Genomic DNA, 19,786 nt, shown 5'->3' with positions numbered 1-19,786 from the left:
GTTCTCGCCCGGCGATCGCAGCCCTGTCATGGTCACCCGGAAACCCTCCGTGCGGAAGACCGCCGCGGAGGCCGGTCGAAGACGCAGTCCCCGCACAGCCCGCCCGTCGGGCAGCGGTAGTAGAGACAGCAGCTGCGCCGGCGGAACGATCCGGCCGGCGCACCGCCGGTGGCGCGCAGGTCCGGGTGGGCGAACAGCTCGGCGGCCAGCGCCCCGGCCCGTTCCGCCACCTCCGGCCTGCCGTTTCCCTCTCCCCAGACGGTCAGTTCCCGTACGGCTCCGGCCAGCGCGGAGCCCGCGTTTCCCCACAGCAGCCGGAGCGAGATCCGGCCGTCGCGCCGCAGGGCCTCGGCGAGCGGGACGAGATGGCCGTACTGCACCACCTCGCGGACGGCCTCGGCGGTGCCGGGCAGCGCGCGCGGGCCGGTCAACAGGAGGTCGTCCGGTGAGGTCATCTCCGGGTCCCAGTGCAGGCGGCGCGGATCCAGATCGGGGACCGCGTCCGCCAGTACGGCGCAGCCCAGGGCGATCGACCAGAGCCGGGCGGCCAGGCCGAGCTGCGCCACGGAGGCGCCGATCCTGCGCTCGGGGGCGCGCAGCCGGGCGGCGACCTTGTCGACGCGGGCGGTGAGCGGCGCGGTGTCGCCCGCGTACACCCGGGCCAGCGGAACGTGGCCGGCGGGGGGTGTTCCCGTACGCAGGGCGAAGAATCCGCCCACGGCGGCGACTCGCGCCAAAGTCTTCGGCCTTAGAGGCCGCGCGCCTGGGTGGGGCGGCGTCGCGTGCCGATGGGCGCGGCCTCTTATCAGGTCCGTACCGTCCGTCTGGTCCATATCCCGCCCACCACATCCATAGGACTACATCCCGCCCCACTTTGTACTACGAGAGCAGTACGCCGGAATGACCTCTCCAGGACGACGCCGAAATCACGCCGACAAGAGATCGTGGCACCATGAGTGCACTCGCGCTGTCCGTGCTGTTGTCGCTGGTCTCGGCGGTCGCCTACGCCGCCGGGGCGATTCTCCAGGAACGCGTCGCGACGGACACCGCCGACCGCCCGTACGCACCCCTGCACAACGGGGTCTGGTGGGCCGCCGTGGTGCTGAACGGCCTGGGCGCGGTGCTGCATGTGGTGGCGCTGGCGTACGGACCGCTCAGTCTGGTCCAGCCGCTCGGTGCGCTCACCATCGTCTTCGCGCTGCCGATGGCGGCGCTCTTCGTCGGCCGCGGGGCCGGGCACACCGCCTGGCGGGGCGCGATCATGGCGTCCGTGGGGCTGGCCGGACTGCTGGCGCTGACGGACGGCGCCGACTCCCAGTCGCTGGCCGGCGGGGAGCGGCTGGTGCTGGCAGCGGCGACCTTCGGCGCCGTGGGGCTGCTCTTCCTGGTCGCGCAGGTGGTGGGGCGCCGGGTCGTACGGAGCATGGTGCTGGCGGGCGCGGCCGGTGCCGCGTTCGGTATCGCGTCGGTCTTCACCAAGACCGTCGCCGTGGACTGGACCTCGGAGGCGCCGACCGTACAGGCGCCGAGCCTGGTGGTGATCGCGGTTCTCGCGGCCTGCGGGCTGCTGCTCTCGCAGGCCGCCTACCGGGGCGCCGGGCTGGCCGCGCCGCTGGCCACGGTGACCGTCGTCAATCCGGTGGTGGCCGCGGCCGTGGGACTCACGCTGTTCGACGAGCAGTTCAGGTACGGCGTGCTCGGTACGGTCCTGGCGCTGGGCTCCGGTGTGGTCGCGGCGGGCGGGCTGATCCTGCTCACCACGGAGCGTCTCGCCGTACAGACGCGGGAGGCACGGCAGCACGGGAAGGCGGCATCGGCGGCCCGGCCGTCGTCCTGGGACCGGCCGCCGGACGACACCGAGGCCCCGTCAGATCCTGACGCCGCGCTCCCGCAGGTAGGCGAGGGGGTCGATGTCGGATCCGTACCCCGGCCCCGTACGCATCTCGAAGTGGAGATGTGGTCCCGTGCTGTTGCCGGTGGATCCTGACCGCGCGATCCGCTGGCCGCTGCCGACCTGCTGGCCCTCGCGCACATTGAGCGCGGAGAGGTGCGCGTACTGGCTGTACTTGCCGTCTCCGTGCCGGATGACGACCTGATAGCCGTACGACCCCTCCCAGCCGGCCGAGACCACATGACCGGCGGCGACGGCCTTCACCGAGGTGCCGGTGGGGACCGGGAAGTCCACTCCCGTGTGGTAGCCACTGGCCCAGGAGCCGGACTGGCGGTACTGGGTGCCGGTGGAGGCGGAGACCGGGGCGGTGGCCCCGGCCGTTCTGGGCTTCTCGGCGCGGACGGGCGTCTTGGCCTGCTCGCGCTTCTCCGTCTCCTGGGGCTTCTCGGCCTGCTTGGGCTTTTCGGCCTGCTTCGGCTTCTCGGCTTCCTTCGGCTGCTCGGCCTGCTTCGGCTTCTCCGTCTGCTTCGCCGGGGCGGCGGGCTTGGGCTGGGCCACGGGCTTCGCCGTCTGCTTCGGCTTCTCGGCCGGGGCGGGCTGCGCCTTGGGCTGCGCGGGGGCGCTGCCCTTCGGCGGCGCCTGGACGTGCAGGACGAGCTTCTGCCCCGGGAAGATCAGATCGGGGTCGCTGCCGATGAGCCGGCGATTCTCCTCGTACAGCCGCTGCCAGCCGCCCTTGACCGACTCGTCGACGGCGATCTCGGAGAGCGAGTCGCCACGGGCGACGGTGTAACCGTCGCGCTGCGTCGGCACGGAGGTGGGCGACGCCTTCTCGCGCGCGACGGGCGCGCTCTTCGCGCGGATGGGTCCGCTGGTCTTCTCGGTCGCCGTACGGGGCGCGTTCGCGGCGTCACGGGCCTGGTCCGGAGTGATGTCCGGCGCGTCGCCGCCCCGGGTCAGTCCGGCGCGGACCGAGCAGGCGGGCCAGGCCCCGGGGCCCTGCCCCTTGAGCACCTTCTCCGCGACGGCGATCTGCTGATCCCTGGTCGCGAGGTCGGCGCGCGGGGCGTAGCTCCCGCCGCCGTACGCCTCCCAGGTGGACTGGGTGAACTGGAGCCCGCCGAAGTAGCCGTTATTGGTGTTGATCTGCCAGTTGTTGGTCGACTCGCAGGACGCGACCTTCTCCCAGACATCGACCGAGGCGGCGTGTGCCGTACCCGCGGCGATGAACGGCAGCGCCATCCCCGCGCCGCCGGCCGTGACAGTCAGGGACGCGCGGTTGATACGGCTCGGCTGGTATCGGCGGTGCCGACCGGTTGCGGCCATGGCTGGGCTCCCCCACTGGCTGTAGGACACGTCACAAGCGGCCAACTTAGAGGCTTGGCACAGACCATGACAAGGCCTCGGCTACTCCCCGGCCACTCCTGAGCACTCAGCGTGCCACCACGGACCCGGTCACGTCTCAAGGAGCCGCGTATTGGCTGCCGTTGACAGGGCCGCCGGGGTCCGGGGAATCTGTGCGAGGGGAGCAGGAGAGCGCTCTCCCATCGCACGAGGGAGACAGACATGAACGGGGCGGGCAAGAACGGGGCGGGCATGACCGACGAAGAGATCGGCCATCTGCTGGAGAAACTGGATCTCGGACAGAAGGTGCGTCTGCTGACCGGCGCGAGCACCTGGCGTACGCACGCGGAACCGGCCATCGGGCTGCGGGCGCTCACCTTCTCCGACGGGCCGGCGGGGGTACGGGGCGAGGCCTGGGACGAACGGGACACCTCGCTCGTCCTGCCCTCCCCCACCGCGCTCGCCGCCGCCTGGGACGACGAACTGGTCGCGGAGCTGGGCGGACTGCTCGCCGCCGAGGCCCGGCGCAAAGGCGTGGACGTCCTGCTCGCGCCCACCCTCAATCTGCACCGGTCACCGCTGGGCGGGCGGCACTTCGAGTGCTTCTCCGAGGATCCGCTGCTGACGGGCCGCACCGGCGCCGCGCTCATCGACGGCGTCCAGTCCGGTGGAGTCGCGGCCACCGCCAAGCACTTCGTCGCCAACGACGCGGAGACCGACCGGCTCACCGTGGATGTGCGGGTGGACGAACAGACGCTGCGCGAGGTCTATCTCGCCCCCTTCGAGGCCGCCGTGGAGGCCGGTGTCCAGGCGGTGATGTCCGCGTACAACCAGGTCAATGGCGTCACGATGGCGGCGGCGCCGCTGCTGGAACGACCACTCAAGAGCGAGTGGGGCTTCGACGGCCCGGTCGTCTCCGACTGGGGCGCGGTGCGCTCCCTGCTCGACACGGCCCGCGCCGGACAGGACCTGGCGATGCCGGGCCCCGACGGTCCGTGGGCCGACGGGCTGCGCGCCGCCGTGGAGCGTGGGCTCGTCCCCGTGGAACGGATCGACGACAAGGTACGGCGACTGCTGCGGCTGGCCGACCGGGTGGGCGCCCTGGGCCCTGTCCGGCCGCGAAGATCGGCCGGACAGGGCCCAGGTCCTGTCCGGGTACGGCGGCCTCCGGCCCCGCCGTCCGCCGCGCCGGAGGCCCCTTCGCGCGCGCTGCTGCGCCGGGCGGTCGCCGCCGGCACCGTCCTGCTGCGCAATGACGGGGAGTTGCTGCCCCTCGACCCCGCGCGGCTGCGCTCCGTCGCGGTCATCGGGGCGCATGCCGCGGCGGTACGGATCCAGGGCGGCGGCAGCGCGGAGGTGTTCCCCGCATCGCCGGTCTCCCCGCTGGACGGCATCCGGACCGCTCTGGACACGGCCGCCGAGGTGACGTATACCCCCGGCCTGCCCCCGAGCGCACTGCCCCGGCCGCTGGACCCGGTGCGGACCGACGGGCCCTCCACCCGCGATCCGGTCAGTGGTGAACCGGGCGTGCTGGTACGGCTGTTGGACGCGGACGGCGTCGAACTCCACACGGAGCACCGGCTGTCCGGCCGGATCGTGGAACCGGCCAGGGTGGCGGGCGCGCGGACCGTGGAGATCCGGGCCCTGGTCCGGCCCCGCCAGGAAGGTGACTGGACGCTCGCGGTCGGCGGCTGGGGACCGCTCTCCCTCTCCGTCGCGGGCCGGACCCTGTTGTCCGGCACCTTCCCGCTGGACTCGGACGATCCGACCCGGGTCCATGTCGCCCCGCCGTACCGGTCCGTACGTACCCCACTGGCCGCCGGAGAGGAGGTGGAGGTGGTCGCCAGACGCGGACTCGCCCCCGGCACCGGTGTGGCGACGGTCCTGGCCGCCGCCCCGCCCCCGGGCGACGCCTCGACGGCTCTCGCCTCGGCCGTCGCCGCGGCCAGGGACGCGGACGCAGCCGTGGTCGTCGTGGGCACCACCGAGGAGAGCGAGTCGGAGGGCCGCGACCGTGACACGCTCGCGCTGCCGGACGGCCAGGACGAGTTGGTACGGGCCGTCGTCCGCGCCAATCCCCGTACGGTCGTGATCCTCAACACGGGCGGCCCGGTCGCCCTCCCCTGGCGCGCGGAGGTACCCGCGCTGCTGCTCGCCTGGTTCCCGGGGCAGGAGGCGGGGGACGGGCTGGCCGACGTGCTGTTCGGCCGGGCCGAGCCGGGCGGCCGGCTGCCCACCACCTGGGCGGCGGCCGAGGAGGACGTGCCCGTACTGCGCACCCGCCCGGAACGGGGCCGACTCCCCTACACCGAGGGCCCGTTCATCGGCTACCGCGCCTGGCTGCGCTCGGGCGCCTCTCCCGCCCACTGGTTTGGCCACGGCCTGGGCTACACCGACTGGTCGTACGGGGCGATGGAGGCACCGTCCGTGGTGATCGCGGGCGAGCCCTTCGACGTACGGATACGGCTGCGCAACACGGGCCGCAGACGGGGCCGCGAGGTGGTCCAGCTCTATCTGGCCGAGCCCTCGTCCTCAGGCGAGCCCGCGGTGCGGCGGCTCGCCGGATACACGGCGGTCGTCGCGGATCCGGGAGAGGAAGTCGTCGCGGTGGTACGGGTGGAGGGCCGGGCGACGGAACGCTGGTCGATGGAGCGTCACCGCCGGGAGACCGTCCCGGGCGAACTGCTGCTGCACGGCGGCCGGTCGGCCGGAGACCTGCCGCTCAGCGCCGTGATCACGGCGTCCGCGCCGCCGGGACGGTCACCGGGGGCGGCCACGGAGAGCGCTCTCCGCTGATGCTATAAATGGGGGCATGACGGAAGACCCGAGACCGGCCGGTTCACCTACGCTGGAGGATGTGGCGCGAGCGGCCGGTGTCTCCCGCGCCACGGTCTCACGGGTCGTCAACGGGGTCCGCAATGTCGACCCGGTGATACAGGAGTCGGTACGGCAGGCGGTGGCCGCGACCGGCTACACCCCCAACCGCGCGGCCCGCTCGCTGGTCACCCGTCGTACGGACGCGATCGCCCTGGTGGTCTCGGGCGCGGGGGACGATCCGTCGCCGCGGGACGAGGCCGCCGGCCCGTACCGCGCCGGACCGACGGGCGGCGACGGCGGCGCGCACCACGCCGATGAGCCCGACGGCGGGGCCGGATCCTCCTTCACGGCCCAGGTCTTCGCCGACCCGTTCTTCGGCCGGGTGGTGACGGGGATCGTCAACTACCTCCGGCCGCGCGGGATGTATCCGGTCCTGATGTTCGCCGAGACCTCGCGCGCCCGCGACGAGGTCGTCTCGTATCTCCGCCAGGGCAGCGCCGACGGCGCCCTGGTCGTGTCGACCCATGCCGACGACCCGCTGCCCTCCCTGGTCACCGACGCCGGGCTGCCCGCCGTCCTGTACGCGCGCCCCTCCCGGCCCACCCGCATCAGCTATGTCGATCTCGCCCACCAGGACGGCGCGCGGCTGGCCGCCGAACATCTGCTGGCGCGTGGCTGCCGGCGGATCGCCACGATCACCGGTCCGCTGGACGTGCCCGCCGGGCAGGACCGGCTGGCGGGTTTCCGCGACACGATGGCGCGCGCCGGGCAGCCGTACCTCCCCCTGGCCGAGGGCCGGTTCACCCAGGAGAGCGGTGAGGCGGCCATGGCCCGGCTGCTGGCCGAACACCCGGATGTGGACGGGGTGTTCGCGGCGAACGACCTGATGGCGGTGGGTGCCTGCCATGTACTGCGGGAGCACGGCAGGCGGGTGCCCGAGGACGTGGCGGTGATCGGGTTCGACGACAGCAGCGCGGCCGTCGCGTGCCGGCCGCCGCTGACCACCGTCCGGCAGCCGGTGGAGGAGATGGCGGCGGAGATGGCCCGGCTGCTGCTCGACCGGCTCGCCGGGCCGGACCGTGCGGTGACGTCGGTGATCTTCGAACCGTCACTGGTGGTACGCGGATCGGCCTGAGGTTCCGCGCACGCAGCCCGGTTCAGCCCGAGTTCCGGTTCAGCCCGGTTCAGCCCGGGGCGGTGTCCCTCATGACAGCTCCCCCGAGGTGGCGGACGTCGCGGAGGCGGAGGAAGCGGAGGAAGCGGAGGCGCGCCGCCAGCGCTGCGGCGCCGCCGCCCCGCCCGGCTCCGCCGGCCCGGCCTGACCGGGAACGCGCGGGCGGCTCCCGCCCCGTGCGAGGAACGCGGCGAGCGGCAGCGTGGCCGCGCCGACCGTGACGGCGTCCGGGCCCAGTTCGCCCAGCTCGATCGTGGTCCGCGCCGCCGCGTGGCCGAGCGCGTACTGCTCCGCGTGACGCCGGATCGCGGGCAGCAGACGCGGGCCGATGAGCAGCCCGGCCCAGCCGCCCAGCAGGATCCGCTCGGGCAGGAACAGATTGATCAGATCGCCGACGGCCGCGCCCAGGCATTCGGCGGTGTCGTCCAGGAGCGAGACGGCCAGCGGGTCGGGCGGGGGGCCGCCGGGCCCGGGGAAGGCGGCGACCAGCAGGGCGGCGAGCGCGGTCTCGTCGTCCGCGTCCTCGGGGAGCGAACCGCCCGCCTCGTCCCAGCGTTCGCGCAGCGCCTCCGCTCCGGCGTACGCCTCCAGACAGCCGATGGAGCCGCAGCGGCAGCGACGGCCGCGCATCCGCACGGTGGTGTGGCCCCATTCGAGGGCGCTGCCCCGGCCGCTCTCCTCGATCAGGGCGCCGCCGTGGATGACGCTCGCGCCGATGCCGGAGCCGATGAGCGCGATGGCGGCGGTGCCCGCGCCCCGGCCGCCGCCGAACCACATCTCGGCCTGGCCGAGAGTCTTGGCACCGTTGTCGATGAACAGCGGCACCTCTGACGGAACTTCGAGGACGGCACGGAGCAGCTTCTCGAAGGGCACCGAGTGCCAGCCGATGGTGGGGCCGTGGACCGTGGCGCCGGCCGGGCCGCCGCGCTCGATGATGCCGGGGACTCCGATGCCGATGCCGAGGAGCCGTTCCGGGTCGGCCCCGGCGTCGCGCAGCACATCGGCGACGCCGATACGGACGTGGTTCACGATGCGTTCGACGTCGTAGCCGTGCCGGGCGGGGCCCAGCAGACGGTCGGTACGGGCCAGTTCGGTGAGAGACAGATCGAACAGCTCGACGCGGACCCTGGTCTCCCCCAGGTCGATGCCGATGAGCAGACCGCCGCCGGGGGCGACCCGCAGCAGGGTACGGGGACGGCCGCCGTCGGAATCGACCACGCCGGCTTCTTCCAGGAGGCCCTCGGTGGCCAGTTCCGCAACCACGTTGCTGATGGATCCTGAACTCAGACCGGTGGCGGGTCCGAGCTCCTGGCGGCTCAGCGGACCGTCGAAATACAACCGTTGCACAACCCGGGCACGGTTCCCCCTGCGCAGGTCACGCACCGTCCGTCTGCTGCGTTCTGCCATGTTGCTCCTTCCCTGGACGCAACATACCCCGGTCCCAGACCTTGACGCGACCTTCGCTCACCTCTTAAATCACGTCATAAATTAAGTCATGGAGGCCGTTCGACTCTCGAACGCAGCCATCCCCGGAAAGGGGCCACCTCACATGCGCAAAGCAAGAGCCGCAGCAGCCATCGTCCTCGCCAGTACACTCACCGCCGTCGCCGGATGCGGCGGAGGCTCCTCGTCCGGCGACGGTGGCAGCAACGAGTCACCGAAGACGCTCACCTACTGGGCGTCCAACCAGGGACCCAGCATCGAGGCGGACAAGAAGATACTCACCCCCGAACTGAAGAAGTTCGAGAAGGAAACCGGGATCAAGGTCAAGCTGGAAGTGGTCCCCTGGGCTGACCTGCTCAACCGGATCCTCGCCGCCACCACCTCGGGACAGGGCCCCGATGTGCTGAACATCGGCAACACCTGGTCGGCCTCGCTCCAGGCCACCGGCGCGCTGCTGCCGTGGGACCAGAAGAACTTCGACGCGATCGGCGGCCGGGACCGGTTCGTCGACTCGGCGGTCGCCTCGGCCGGCGCGGAGGGTCAGGACCCCGCCGCCGTGCCGCTGTACTCGCTCGCGTACGCGCTCTATTACAACAAGAAGATGTTCGCCGACGCCGGGATCTCGCAGCCGCCGGCCACCTGGGACCAGTTGGTCGCGGACGGCAAGAAGATCTCCAAGGACGGCAAATGGGCGCTCGGCGCCGAGGGCGCCAACCTCTCGAACAACATCCACCAGGTCTTCGCCCTCGGTAAGCAGCACGGAGCGGACTTCTTCGACAAAGCGGGCAAGCCGACCTTCACCTCCGACGGCGCCGTCGCCGCCGTGAAGCAGTACATCGACTTCATGGCCACGGACAAGATCATCGCTCCGGGCAACGCGGAGTACGCCCAGAACCAGTCCCTTCAGGACTTCGCCAAGGGCAAGACGGCCATGGTCCTGTGGCAGGCCGCGGCCTCGACCTTCGCCTCCCAGGGCATGAAGCCCGAGGACTGGGGCGTGGCGCCCGTACCGGTAGCGTCCGGCACCCCCGGCACCGGCCAGAACCTCAACTCCATGGTCGCCGGCATCAATATGGCGATCTTCAACAACACCAAGAACATCGACGGCGCCAAGAAGTTCGTGAAGTTCATGACGAGCGACGCCGAGCAGACGCTGCTCAACAAGACCTATGGCTCGGTCCCGCCCGTCAAGGCCGCACAGCAGGACTCGGCGTTCTCCGCCTCGGACGTGAAGGTCCTGCGCGACACGCTGGCCACCAGCGCCGCGCCGCTCCCCCAGGTCGCGAACGAGTCGCAGTTCGAGACGACCGTCGGTACGGCCGTCAAGGGGCTGTTCGCCGACGCCGCGGCGGGCAAGCCGGTGACCACCGAATCCGTCAAGGCGGCCCTGACCAAGGCCCAGCAGCAGATGACGCAGTGAGGCTCTCCCCATGACCGCCACCGTGACACCCAGCAGTGGGCACAAGGCGGGCGATACGGAGAAAACGGATGGCGGGGGTGCGCGCGGACGACGTTTTCCGCGCATCCCCGACCGGATCCGTCAGGGTGGTCTGCCCTACCTCCTGCTGCTGCCCGCCGTCGTGCTCGAACTGCTCATCCACATCATCCCGATGGTGATCGGGATCTGGGTGAGCTTCCGACAGCTCACCCAGTTCTTCATCCGGAACTGGGGCAATTCCCCCTTCGCCGGCTTCGACAACTACAAGATCGCCATCGACTTCGATGCCCCGATCGGTCAGGCGCTGCTCCACTCCTTCCTGGTGACCTGCGCCTTCACCGTGCTCTCGGTCGGGCTGTCCTGGCTGTTCGGTGTGACGGCGGCGATCATGCTCCAGGAGAACTTCCGCGGCCGGAGCGTGCTGCGGACGATCTTCCTCGTCCCGTACGCCCTGCCCGTGTACGCGGCGGTGATCACCTGGGCGTTCATGTTCCAGCACGACAACGGCATCATCAATCACGTCCTGCACGACCAGCTCGGCCTCACCGACAAACCGTCGTTCTGGCTGATCGGCAACAACAGCTTCATCGCGCTGGTCGTCGTCTCGCTCTGGAAGTCCTGGCCCTTCGCGTTCCTGATGCTGATGGCCGCTCTCCAGAACATCCCGCGCGATCTCTACGAGGCCGCCTCCATCGACGGGGCGGGCATCTGGCAGCAGATCCGCAAGATCACGCTGCCGTCGCTGCGTCCGGTCAACCAGGTGCTGGTGCTCGTGCTGTTCCTATGGACGTTCAACGACTTCAACACGCCGTATGTGCTGTTCGGCAAGTCGGCGCCGGAAGCGGCGGATCTGATCTCGATCCATATCTACCAGTCGTCGTTCGTCACCTGGAACTTCGGTTCCGGATCCGCGATGTCCGTCCTGCTGCTGCTCTTCCTGCTGCTGGTCACGGCGGTCTATCTGTTCCTCACCTCACGAGGAAGGAAGGGTTCGGATGTCTAAGGTCACCCGGACGAAGGGCCCTGGGGCCAGGTCTCCCATCGCGCCGCCGCGGTCGTTCATCTGGACGCGCCGCGTCGTGCTGACGGCGCTGGCGGCGTTCGCGCTGCTGCCCGTCTATGTGATGGTCAGCAGCTCGCTCAAGCCGCTCCAGGACGTCTCCGGCACGTTCCAGTGGTTCCCGAGGAACCTCACGATCCGCCCGTACTTCGACATCTGGAAGACCGTCCCGCTCGCCAAGTACTTCGTGAACTCGCTGATCGTGGCGGGTTCGGCGACGGTGCTGTCCGTGCTGATCGCGGTGTTCGCCGCGTACGCGGTGAGCCGCTACCGCTTCCGCGGCAAGCGAGTCTTCACCGTCACGGTGCTCTCCACCCAGATGTTCCCGGGCATCCTCTTCCTGCTCCCGCTGTTCCTGATCTTCGTGAACATCGGGAACAGCACGGGTGTCGAGCTCTACGGCTCGCGCGGCGGTCTGATCCTCACCTATCTGACGTTCTCGCTGCCCTTCTCCATCTGGATGCTGATCGGTTACTTCGACTCCATCCCGAGGGAACTGGACGAGGCCGCCATGGTGGACGGCTGCGGACCGATCCGCGCCCTGTTCCGTGTGGTGGTGCCCGCCGCGGTCCCCGGGATCGTCGCCGTCGCCGTCTACGCGTTCATGACGGCGTGGGGCGAAGTCCTCTTCGCCTCCGTCATGACCAACGACACCACCAGGACCCTCGCCGTGGGTCTCCAGGGCTACGCCACCCAGAACGACGTCTACTGGAACCAGATCATGGCCGCCTCGCTGGTCGTCAGCGTGCCGGTGGTCGTCGGGTTCCTTCTTCTCCAGCGCTACCTCGTCGCCGGCCTGACCGCGGGCGCCGTGAAGTGACCCCTCCAGAAAGGCAGTCCGTGAACGACCTCAACGCCCTTCCCCACGATTTCAGCTGGGGCGTCGCCACCGCCGCGTACCAGATCGAGGGAGCCGTGGCCGAGGACGGCCGTGCCCCGTCCATCTGGGACACGTTCTCGCACACCCCGGGCACGATCGACAACAACGACACCGGGGATGTGGCCTGTGACCACTACCACCGGGTCCCCGAGGACATCGGGCTGATGAAGCGGCTCGGCGTGGACGCGTACCGCTTCTCGCTCGCCTGGCCGCGGATCGTCCCGGGCGGCGACGGACCGGTGAACAAGGCCGGCCTGGACTTCTACGACCGGCTGGTGGACGGCCTGCTCGACGCCGGCATCACACCGTTCGCCACGCTCTACCACTGGGATCTGCCGCAGGCGCTCCAGGACCGGGGCGGCTGGCCGGTACGGGACACCGCCGAGCACTTCGCACGGTACGCGTCCGTCGTCGCCGAGCGCCTCGGCGACCGGGTCAAGGACTGGGCGACGCTCAACGAGCCGCTGTGCTCGTCATGGATCGGCCATCTCGAAGGCAAGATGGCGCCGGGGATCACCGATCTCACGGCGGCCGTACGCACCTCGTTCCATCTCCACCTCGGACACGGTCTGGCGGTGCAGGCGCTCCGCGCGGCCTCCTCGGACGCCCGGGTCGGCATCGTCAACAACCTCAGCCCGATCGAGCCGGCGAGCGACAGCGAGGCCGACCGCGCGGCGGCGGTACGGGCCGACGGCCACACCAACCGCTGGTGGCTCGACCCGATCCACGGCCGCGGCTATCCGCAGGACATGCTGGATCTGTACGGTGTGGAGCTGCCCGCGCGCCCCGGCGATCTGGAGACCATCGCGGCGCCGCTGGACTGGCTGGGGCTGAACTACTACTTCCGCCAGATCGTGCGGGACGACCCGACCGGGGCCGCCCCGTTCGCCAAGCAGGTCGACGTACCGGACGCGCGCCACACCCACATGGGCTGGGAGGTGCACGCCGACGGTCTGGAGCAGCTGCTGCTGCGGCTCACCGAGGAGTACGGCGCGCGGCGCGTCTATGTCACCGAGAACGGCGCGGCCTTCCCCGACACCGTCGCGGCGGACGGCACGGTCGACGACCCCGAGCGGGCCAGGTATCTGGACGAGCATCTGGCGGCCTGTGCGCGGGCGGTGGCGAAGGGCGCCCCGCTCGCCGGGTACTTCGCCTGGTCGCTGCTGGACAACTTCGAGTGGGCGTACGGCTACGACAAGCGGTTCGGTCTGGTCCATGTGGACTACGAGACGCAGCGGCGCACCATCAAGGGCAGCGGCCACCACTACGCGGACATCATCCGCGCGGCGAACGCCCGGGGCCGTAAGGCCGCCTGACGCCCGGAGCCCAACGGCCGGAGCCACCACCCCGTCGCGAGGGGGCGGTGGCTCCGGCCGTTACGGACGCACACGGACGTACCTGGAGGTCAGCCGAGATCGTCGGGCAGCGAGGGTTCCGTACCGGTCTGGGCGACCACCGAGGCCGCCACCCGGGAGGCGAGGACGAGCATCTCCTCCACCCGGTCGCGCGGCAGCCCGGCCACGCCGCCGCGGTGCGCGCCGTTGGCGCTCAGCCAAGTGAGGACGGCCGCCATGAAGGCGTCGCCCGCCCCGATGGTGTTGACCACCTCGACGGGTACCGCGGGCACGGAGACCGGCTCCGCGGAGCCCGCGTAGCCCGTGCTGCCCTTGGCGCCCCGGGTGAGGATCACGAGCCGGCCCTCCCCCGCCAGCCGCCGGCAGGTCTCGTCCGGGTCGGTGTCCGGCCACAGGCGCGCGAGATCCTCGTCGCTCGCCTTGACGACGTGCGCCAGCGCGCACAGCTCGCGCAGCCGGGACACGCTCGGCTCCGGGTCGATGGTCCGGTCCTCGCGCACATTGGGGTCGACTACCAGCAGGGACCGTTCGGCGCCCGCGCGCGCGGTGGCCGCGACCGCCCCGGCCGCCGGTTCGACGACCGCCGCGACGCCGCCCACGTACACCGCGGCGAACCGGTCCACCACCGCGGAGTGGTCCGGCAGCCGGAAGGTCGCGGTGTCCTGGAGATGGAAGTGGTAGCTCGTGCCGTCCGGGCCCGGGTCGGCGACCGCGAGCGTGGTGGGCAGCTCCGAGCGCGCGCACAGGCCCAGTTCCGTACCGGCCGATACCAGCCGCTGTTCGATCATCCGGGCGAAGCCGTCGCCGCCGAGCGCTCCGGCGAACCAGCTGGGCGTGGCCAGCCTGGCCAGCCCCGCGGCGACATTGGCGGGCGCGCCGCCGGGCTGGGCCCGGTAGAGCTCCGGCTCGTCCGGCACCGGTACGAGGTCGATCAGCGCCTCACCCATCACCAGGACGGCGCCGGAGCGGACCTCGGGCCCCTCGCTCACGGCTGGACCACGATCTTGCGGCCCTGGCCCGCCTTGAACCGGTCGATCGCCTGCGGGTACTGCTCCAGCGGCAGCCGGTCGCTGATGAAGACCGCGGGGTCGAGGACACCCGTGGCGAAGAGCGCGGCGGCCCGCTCGTAGCTGTGCAGCACCGCCATGGAGCCGGTGATCGTGATCTCCTGGTTGTAGATGCGGTACGGCTCGATGACCGCGGTCGTCGCGTAGTCGGCGACGCCGAACTGGAGGAACGTACCGCCCTTGGCGACCCGGCCGAGGCCGTCCTGGATGGCGCCCGCGTTGCCGGTGGCGTCGATCACGACATCCCAGCCGCCGGGCCGGTCGAACTCCTCCGCCGTGGCGCCGGAGCGCGAGCAGCCGAGCTTGTTGGCGGTCGCCAGCCGCTCCGGGTTGATGTCCAGGACATCGACCCCGGCGGCGCCGGTGCGCTTGGCCAGCTCCAGCATCATCAGGCCCATGGTGCCGGAACCGTAGATCAGCACATCCGCGCCGAGGGTGGAGCTGAGCACGTCGTAACCGCGGACCGCGCAGGACAGGGGCTCGATCAGCGCCGCGTCCTTCACATCGATGTGCTCGGGCAGCTTGACGCAGTTGGCCACCGGCGCGACGGCGAACTCGGCCGCGCCACCGGGCTTGCTGACGCCGATCGCGTTCCACCGGTCGCACAGATTGCCCCGGCCGGAACGGCAGTACCGGCATTCGTTGCAGTACAGCGACGGGTCGACAGCGACCTTGTCACCCACGGACAGTTCCGTGACCTCGGAGCCGATCTCCACGATCTCCCCGGCGAACTCATGGCCGGGCACGATGGGCAGGGTGGGCGCGAACTCGCCCTGGAGAATATGCAGATCGGTACCGCAGATCCCGCACGCGGCGACGGCGACAACCACATCCCGGGGGCCGGGGGTGGGGTCGGGAACCGTCGTGACGGAGACCTTGCCGACGGCTTCGACGATCGCTGCCCTCATTACTTAACAGCTCCAAGAGAAAGGCCCTGGACCAACTTGTCCTGGGCGGCGAAACCTGCGGCGAGAACCGGCAGGGACACAACGACGGACGCGGCGCACAGCTGGGCGAGGAAGAGCCCCTGGCTGGTCACGAAGCCCGTCAGGAATACGGGTGCGGTCTGGGCCGTCACACCGGTGAGCACCCTGGCGAAGAGCAGCTCGTTCCAGCTGAAGATGAAGCAGATCAGCGAGGTGGCCGCGATACCGGGCGCGGCCACCGGCGCCACCACCCGCATCAGCACCGTGGGCAGCCGGGCGCCGTCCACCTGCGCGGCCTCGATGATGGAGACCGGCACATCCGCGAGGAAGGACTGCATCATCCATACCGCGATCGGCAGATTCATCGAGGTGTAGAGGATGACGAGCAGCCAGATGTTGTCCAGCATCCCGACGTTCTTGGCGAAGAGATACACCGGCAGCAGTCCGGCGACGACGGGCAGCATCTTCGTGGAGAGGAAGAAGAACATCACGTCCGTCCACTTCTCCACCCGCTTGATGGAGAGCGCGTACGCCGCCGGGAGCGCCAGCACCAGCACGAACAGCGTGGAGAACAGCGACGCCGTCAGGGAGTTGATCAGCGGCGGCCAGGGGCTGGCGCCACCTCCCTCGCCGAAGAACACCCGGTAGCTGTCGAGGGTGAGGGGCGCGCCGATGGACGGCGGGTTGGTCGCCGCGTCCGTCTCCGAGTGGAAGGAGGTCAGCAGCATCCACAGCGCCGGCAGACAGAAGACGATGCCGACGATCCAGGCCAGCAGCCCGAGCCCGGCGGAACGCCGCCTGGCCCGCCGGGCGGCGGGGGCGTACTTGTCGATGTGGGGGCGTGACGCCGTGGCGGTGTTCGGTACGGAGAGTGTGCTCATGCCCGGTTCGCCTCCTCACTGAAGAGGGACGAGACAACGCGCAGGGCGAAGGTCGCGATCACGATGGTGCCGATCACGACGACGACTCCGGCGGCCGAGGCCAGTCCGTACTCGTGAGCCTGGTAGAAGGTCTGGTAGATGGTGTACGGGAGGTTCGCGGTGCCGAGTCCGCCCGAGGTGAGCGTGAACACCGCGTCGAAGTTCTGCACGATGTAGATCGACCCGAGCAGGACGCCCAGCTCCAGATAGCGGCGCAGATGCGGCACGGTCAGGAAGCGGAACATCTGCCAGCCGGTCGCGCCGTCCAGCTTCGCTGCCTCCATGATCTCGGCGGGCCTGCTCTGGAGCCCGGCGAGCAGGATGAGCATCATGAACGGCGTCCACTGCCAGACCAGGGATGCCTCGACCGCCAGCAGCGGCATGTCGGAGATCCAGTCGGGCTGGGCCGGGCTGGAGACCCCGAAGAGTCCGGTGAACCACGCCCAACCGCCGTTGAGCAGGCCGTACTCGGGGTTGTAGAGAACGTGCTTCCACAGCAGCGCGGCCGACACGGGCACCAGCAGGAACGGCGTGATGAGCAGCGTACGGACGAAGCCGCGCCCGATGAACTTGCGGTCGAGCAGCAGGGCCAGCAGCAGTCCGAGGACCACGCTGACGATCACCACGGTCGCGGTGAGCAGCACGGTGGTGAAGACCGATTCGCGCAGACTCGCGTCGGTGAAGACGGAACCGTAGTTGGAGAGCCCCGCGAAACTGCGGTCGTCGGGGGCGAGCGAGTTCCAGTCGAAGAGTGAGATCACCAGCGTCGCCACGAACGGCAGCTGGGTCACCGCGATCAGGAAGATCAGGGCGGGCAGCAGCGGGGCCCGGGTGGCCCAGGCGCGGGCCCGGCCCGAGGCCCCCCGGCCGGCGCGCCGGGGCGCCGAGGGGCGCTGGGCGCCGGCCGGGGAGAGTGGGGGGGTGCTGACGGAGGTACTCACTTCTGGTCCTTGCCTACCTTCTCGGCGAGCGCCTGCGAGTTCTTGAGCGCCTCGGCGACCGACTTCTTGCCGGCGATGGCCGCGCTGATCTCCTGCGAGACCTTGGTGCCGAGGTCCGTGAACTCGGGGATGTCGACGAACTGGATGCCGACCGTCGGACGCGGCTGGGTGCCCGGGTCACGCGGGTTGGCTTTGGCGATGGCCTGCTTGGTCACATCGGCGAAGGCCGCCGCGTCCTTCAGATAGTCCGGGTTGGCGTACGTGGAGGCGCGCTTGCCGGCGGGCACGTTGGACCAGCCGATCTTCTCGCCGACGAGGTTCTCGTACTCCTTGCTGGACGCCCAGGAGATGAACTTCCACGCGCTCTCGGTCTTGGTGGACGCCTTCTGCATGCCCCAGGCCCAGGTGTACAGCCAGCCGGAGCTCTCCGTCTTGTCCACCGGCGCGGGTACGTAGCCGATCTTGCCCTTGACCGGGGATCCCTTGGCCTCCAGCGAACCGGCGCCGGCGGTGGCGTCGTACCACATGGCCGACTTGCCCTGTGTCATGTTGTTCAGGCACTCGGCGTAGCCGGCCTGGGGAGCGCCCGCCTCACCGTGCTTGCGCACCAGGTCGACATAGAACTGGGTGGCCTTGGTGAACTCCGGGGAGGTGAGCTGTGCCTCCCAGTCCTTGGTGAACCAGGTGCCGCCCATCGTGTTGACGACGGTGGTGAGCGGGGCGATGACCTCGCCCCAGCCGGGCAGCCCGCGCAGACAGATGCCCTTCATGCCCTCCTCCGCGCCGTCCGCCTTGGCGGCGAGGTCGGCGACCTGCTGCCAGGTGGGCTTCGCCGGCATCGTCAGGTTCTTCGCCTCGAAGACGTCCTTGCGGTACATCAGGAAGGACGACTCGCCGTAAAACGGCTCGCCGTAGAGCTTGCCGTCCTCCGCGGTGAGGGACTCCTGGAGGGGCTTGAGTATGTCGCCCTGGTCGAAGGCCTTGTCCTTGGCGGTGTACTCGTCGAGCGAGTGCAGCCAGCCGTTCTTCGCGAAGAACGGCACCTCGAAGTTGCTGATGGTGGCGACGTCGTACTGGCCGGCCTGGTTGGAGAAGTCCTGCGTGATCTTGTCGCGGACGTCGTTCTCCGGGAGGACCGTGAAGTTGACCTTGATCCCGGTGTCCTTGGTGAAGTTGTCCGCGGTCAGCTTCTGCAACTCGACCATCTGCGGGTTGTTCACCATGAGCACATTGAGGGTGTCATCGCCTCCGGACGAGGAGGCGCCGCCCGCGCCGCTGCACCCCGCGAGAAGGGCCACCAGGGCCGCGCTCGCACCCACACGCACGCGGAAGTCGCGTCGTCGTTGCTGGAGGGGCATGAGATTTCTCCTGATCATCGTTACGAGAGGGGTTTTTGGGACGGCTCGGCCCCGCATCCGGACCGGGGAACGGACCGATGGAAGAGGGCGAAGTAGAGGGTGGTGCCTGGTGGTTCAGACGCGGATGACCTGCGGGCCCAGCAGTGAGTATCGCTGCGCCTCGGCCGACGGCAGACCCGCGTCCGTCACGATCGACTCGAAATCGCCGACCTCCGCGAAGCGGCAGAAGCTGACGGCGCCGAACTTGGTGTGGATCCCCGCGAAGACCCGGCGGCGGGCGCTGCGCATGGCCTGGGCCTTCACCTCACTGACGGCCGGATCGGGGGTGGTGAGACCGTACTCGCGGGAGATGCCGTTCGCTCCGACGTACGCCAGGTCGATGACGAAGTCGGAGAGCATTCTGGTGGTCCAGTGATCGACCGTTGCCATGGTGGAGCCGCGTACCCGCCCGCCGAGCAGCAGTACGGCGATCTTCTCGGCCTCGGCGAGCGCGGTCGCCACGGCGAGGGAGGCGGTGACGACGGTCAGCTGCCGGTCCCGCGGCAGCGCCTCGGCGACGAGCTGGGGGGTGAAACCCTCGTCGACGAAGACCGTTTCCGCGTCTCCCAGGAGATCGGCGGCGGCTGCCGCGATCCGTGACTTCTGGGGTACGAGCCGGGTGGTCCGTACCGCGAGAGTCGTCTCGAACCCGGCGCTCTCCACCGGGTAGGCCCCGCCGTGGGTACGTCGTACCAGTCCATGACCTTCCAAGGCGTGCAGATCACGCCGGACGGTCTCCTTCGCGACCCGGAGTTTCGTGGCCAGCGCGCTGACTTCCACTGACCCGTCACGTCGGGCTATCTCAAGAATTTCTCGTCGTCGTTCGTCGGTGTCCACGGTGACACACTTCCCTGCTTTGCTGCGGCTCAGCACCCGTTCGGGCTCATGCGTCGTTTGTACAAGCAAGGGACCCGCTGCGACCAGCTTCTTCGCTGCATCGACTGTGTCCGTTCATGCCCGTTTCGTCAAGAGCGTTTGCGCTGGTCATCATGGGTAGCAGGACATCTGTTGCATGGACCACTGCCCGAATACGGCTCCGCGTGTGCCCGATCACTGCCCGATGCGGTCCATGCTTTACGTCCGAGCGGCGCCCGTATACGCAAAATCGCCCGCTAAACATTTCGCGGCGGGCC

Annotated in this window: 16 protein-coding genes; 7 read left to right on the top strand and 9 right to left on the bottom strand. The window is 70.1% G+C overall.

What is annotated here, in order from left to right; genetic code table 11:
• Positions 1-32: 32 nt before the first annotated feature.
• Positions 33-737, bottom strand: coding sequence for a (2Fe-2S)-binding protein (locus ACIRQP_RS13820; RefSeq protein ID WP_403888282.1), 705 nt, complete (start codon positions 735-737; stop codon positions 33-35).
• 215 nt (positions 738-952) lie between these two features.
• Between ACIRQP_RS13820 and ACIRQP_RS13815 the strand changes: the two genes are divergently transcribed.
• Positions 953-1,987, top strand: a complete 1,035-nt coding sequence (locus ACIRQP_RS13815) for a DMT family transporter (RefSeq protein WP_403888279.1) — start codon at positions 953-955, stop codon at positions 1,985-1,987.
• Here ACIRQP_RS13815 and ACIRQP_RS13810 read toward each other — a convergent pair.
• Complete coding sequence (locus ACIRQP_RS13810; RefSeq protein WP_403888276.1) at positions 1,868-3,217, bottom strand: peptidoglycan DD-metalloendopeptidase family protein; 1,350 nt, start codon at positions 3,215-3,217, stop codon at positions 1,868-1,870. The genes ACIRQP_RS13815 and ACIRQP_RS13810 overlap by 120 nt on opposite strands.
• A 240-nt stretch (positions 3,218-3,457) precedes the next feature.
• On the opposite strand from ACIRQP_RS13810, the gene ACIRQP_RS13805 reads away from it, so the two are divergent.
• Complete coding sequence (locus tag ACIRQP_RS13805; protein ID WP_403888273.1) at positions 3,458-6,031, top strand: glycoside hydrolase family 3 C-terminal domain-containing protein; 2,574 nt, start codon at positions 3,458-3,460, stop codon at positions 6,029-6,031.
• 16 nt (positions 6,032-6,047) lie between these two features.
• Positions 6,048-7,187, top strand: coding sequence for a LacI family DNA-binding transcriptional regulator (locus tag ACIRQP_RS13800; RefSeq protein WP_403888270.1), 1,140 nt, complete (start codon positions 6,048-6,050; stop codon positions 7,185-7,187).
• Between the two features lie 69 nt (positions 7,188-7,256).
• Here the strand turns inward: ACIRQP_RS13800 and ACIRQP_RS13795 are convergent, their stop codons facing one another.
• The gene (locus ACIRQP_RS13795; protein WP_403888267.1) at positions 7,257-8,633 is read right to left on the bottom strand and encodes an ROK family protein; all 1,377 of its coding nucleotides are present in this window, start codon (positions 8,631-8,633) and stop codon (positions 7,257-7,259) included.
• Positions 8,634-8,775: 142 nt separating this feature from the next.
• Here ACIRQP_RS13795 and ACIRQP_RS13790 point away from each other — a divergent pair, with 142 nt between their 5' ends.
• From ACIRQP_RS13790 to ACIRQP_RS13775, 4 genes are read left to right on the top strand one after another with little or no spacing between them, the layout of a single operon-like run.
• Positions 8,776-10,089, top strand: a complete 1,314-nt coding sequence (locus ACIRQP_RS13790; RefSeq protein WP_403888264.1) for an ABC transporter substrate-binding protein — start codon at positions 8,776-8,778, stop codon at positions 10,087-10,089.
• Positions 10,090-10,099: 10 nt separating this feature from the next.
• Positions 10,100-11,110 (top strand): carbohydrate ABC transporter permease, encoded by a 1,011-nt coding sequence (locus ACIRQP_RS13785; protein WP_403888261.1) that lies wholly within the window; start codon positions 10,100-10,102, stop codon positions 11,108-11,110.
• Positions 11,103-11,987, top strand: a complete 885-nt coding sequence (locus ACIRQP_RS13780; RefSeq protein ID WP_403888258.1) for a carbohydrate ABC transporter permease — start codon at positions 11,103-11,105, stop codon at positions 11,985-11,987. The genes ACIRQP_RS13785 and ACIRQP_RS13780 overlap by 8 nt, the downstream gene beginning before the upstream one ends.
• Positions 11,988-12,007: 20 nt before the next feature.
• On the top strand, positions 12,008-13,363 hold the full coding sequence (locus ACIRQP_RS13775) for a GH1 family beta-glucosidase (RefSeq protein WP_403888255.1): 1,356 nt from the start codon (positions 12,008-12,010) through the stop codon (positions 13,361-13,363).
• An 89-nt stretch (positions 13,364-13,452) separates the two neighbouring features.
• Here ACIRQP_RS13775 and ACIRQP_RS13770 read toward each other — a convergent pair whose 3' ends face one another.
• The 6 genes from ACIRQP_RS13770 to ACIRQP_RS13745 all read right to left on the bottom strand — a co-directional run bounded on the left by ACIRQP_RS13770 (position 13,453) and on the right by ACIRQP_RS13745 (position 19,490).
• On the bottom strand, positions 13,453-14,349 hold the full coding sequence (locus ACIRQP_RS13770; protein WP_403888595.1) for a PfkB family carbohydrate kinase: 897 nt from the start codon (positions 14,347-14,349) through the stop codon (positions 13,453-13,455).
• 38 nt (positions 14,350-14,387) lie between these two features.
• Positions 14,388-15,377, bottom strand: coding sequence for a zinc-dependent alcohol dehydrogenase family protein (locus ACIRQP_RS13765; protein ID WP_403888252.1), 990 nt, complete (start codon positions 15,375-15,377; stop codon positions 14,388-14,390).
• Positions 15,377-16,276 (bottom strand): carbohydrate ABC transporter permease, encoded by a 900-nt coding sequence (locus ACIRQP_RS13760; protein WP_403888249.1) that lies wholly within the window; start codon positions 16,274-16,276, stop codon positions 15,377-15,379. Before ACIRQP_RS13760 ends, ACIRQP_RS13765 begins: the two co-directional genes overlap by 1 nt.
• A complete protein-coding gene (locus ACIRQP_RS13755; RefSeq protein ID WP_403888246.1) occupies positions 16,273-17,256 on the bottom strand; it encodes a carbohydrate ABC transporter permease in 984 nt (327 codons plus the stop codon). Before ACIRQP_RS13755 ends, ACIRQP_RS13760 begins: the two co-directional genes overlap by 4 nt.
• Positions 17,253-18,614: an ABC transporter substrate-binding protein gene (locus tag ACIRQP_RS13750; protein WP_403888243.1), complete on the bottom strand. Its 1,362-nt coding sequence runs from the start codon at positions 18,612-18,614 to the stop codon at positions 17,253-17,255. The genes ACIRQP_RS13755 and ACIRQP_RS13750 overlap by 4 nt, the downstream gene beginning before the upstream one ends.
• Before the next feature lie 114 nt (positions 18,615-18,728).
• Positions 18,729-19,490, bottom strand: coding sequence for a DeoR/GlpR family DNA-binding transcription regulator (locus ACIRQP_RS13745; protein ID WP_030349305.1), 762 nt, complete (start codon positions 19,488-19,490; stop codon positions 18,729-18,731).
• Positions 19,491-19,786: the final 296 nt, after the last annotated feature.

Origin of the sequence: Streptomyces sp. NPDC102274, from assembly GCF_044766385.1 — a bacterium.
In the GTDB taxonomy this organism is placed as follows: Bacteria; Actinomycetota; Actinomycetes; order Streptomycetales; family Streptomycetaceae; genus Streptomyces.
This window is presented reverse-complemented; position numbering and strand designations above follow the sequence as displayed.

Excerpts from the sequence above, each read along its gene's own strand:
- ACIRQP_RS13780 (WP_403888258.1), top strand. The coding sequence starts at position 11,103 with ATGTCTAAGGTCACCCGGACGAAGGGCCCTGGGGCCAGGTCTCCCATC.
- ACIRQP_RS13805 (WP_403888273.1), top strand. The coding sequence starts at position 3,458 with ATGAACGGGGCGGGCAAGAACGGGGCGGGCATGACCGACGAAGAGATC.
- ACIRQP_RS13750 (WP_403888243.1), bottom strand. The coding sequence starts at position 18,614 with ATGCCCCTCCAGCAACGACGACGCGACTTCCGCGTGCGTGTGGGTGCG.
- ACIRQP_RS13760 (WP_403888249.1), bottom strand. The coding sequence starts at position 16,276 with ATGAGCACACTCTCCGTACCGAACACCGCCACGGCGTCACGCCCCCAC.
- ACIRQP_RS13810 (WP_403888276.1), bottom strand. The coding sequence starts at position 3,217 with ATGGCCGCAACCGGTCGGCACCGCCGATACCAGCCGAGCCGTATCAAC.
- ACIRQP_RS13790 (WP_403888264.1), top strand. The coding sequence starts at position 8,776 with ATGCGCAAAGCAAGAGCCGCAGCAGCCATCGTCCTCGCCAGTACACTC.
- ACIRQP_RS13770 (WP_403888595.1), bottom strand. The coding sequence starts at position 14,349 with ATGGGTGAGGCGCTGATCGACCTCGTACCGGTGCCGGACGAGCCGGAG.
- ACIRQP_RS13795 (WP_403888267.1), bottom strand. The coding sequence starts at position 8,633 with ATGGCAGAACGCAGCAGACGGACGGTGCGTGACCTGCGCAGGGGGAAC.
- ACIRQP_RS13785 (WP_403888261.1), top strand. The coding sequence starts at position 10,100 with ATGACCGCCACCGTGACACCCAGCAGTGGGCACAAGGCGGGCGATACG.
- ACIRQP_RS13765 (WP_403888252.1), bottom strand. The coding sequence starts at position 15,377 with ATGAGGGCAGCGATCGTCGAAGCCGTCGGCAAGGTCTCCGTCACGACG.
- ACIRQP_RS13815 (WP_403888279.1), top strand. The coding sequence starts at position 953 with ATGAGTGCACTCGCGCTGTCCGTGCTGTTGTCGCTGGTCTCGGCGGTC.
- ACIRQP_RS13800 (WP_403888270.1), top strand. The coding sequence starts at position 6,048 with ATGACGGAAGACCCGAGACCGGCCGGTTCACCTACGCTGGAGGATGTG.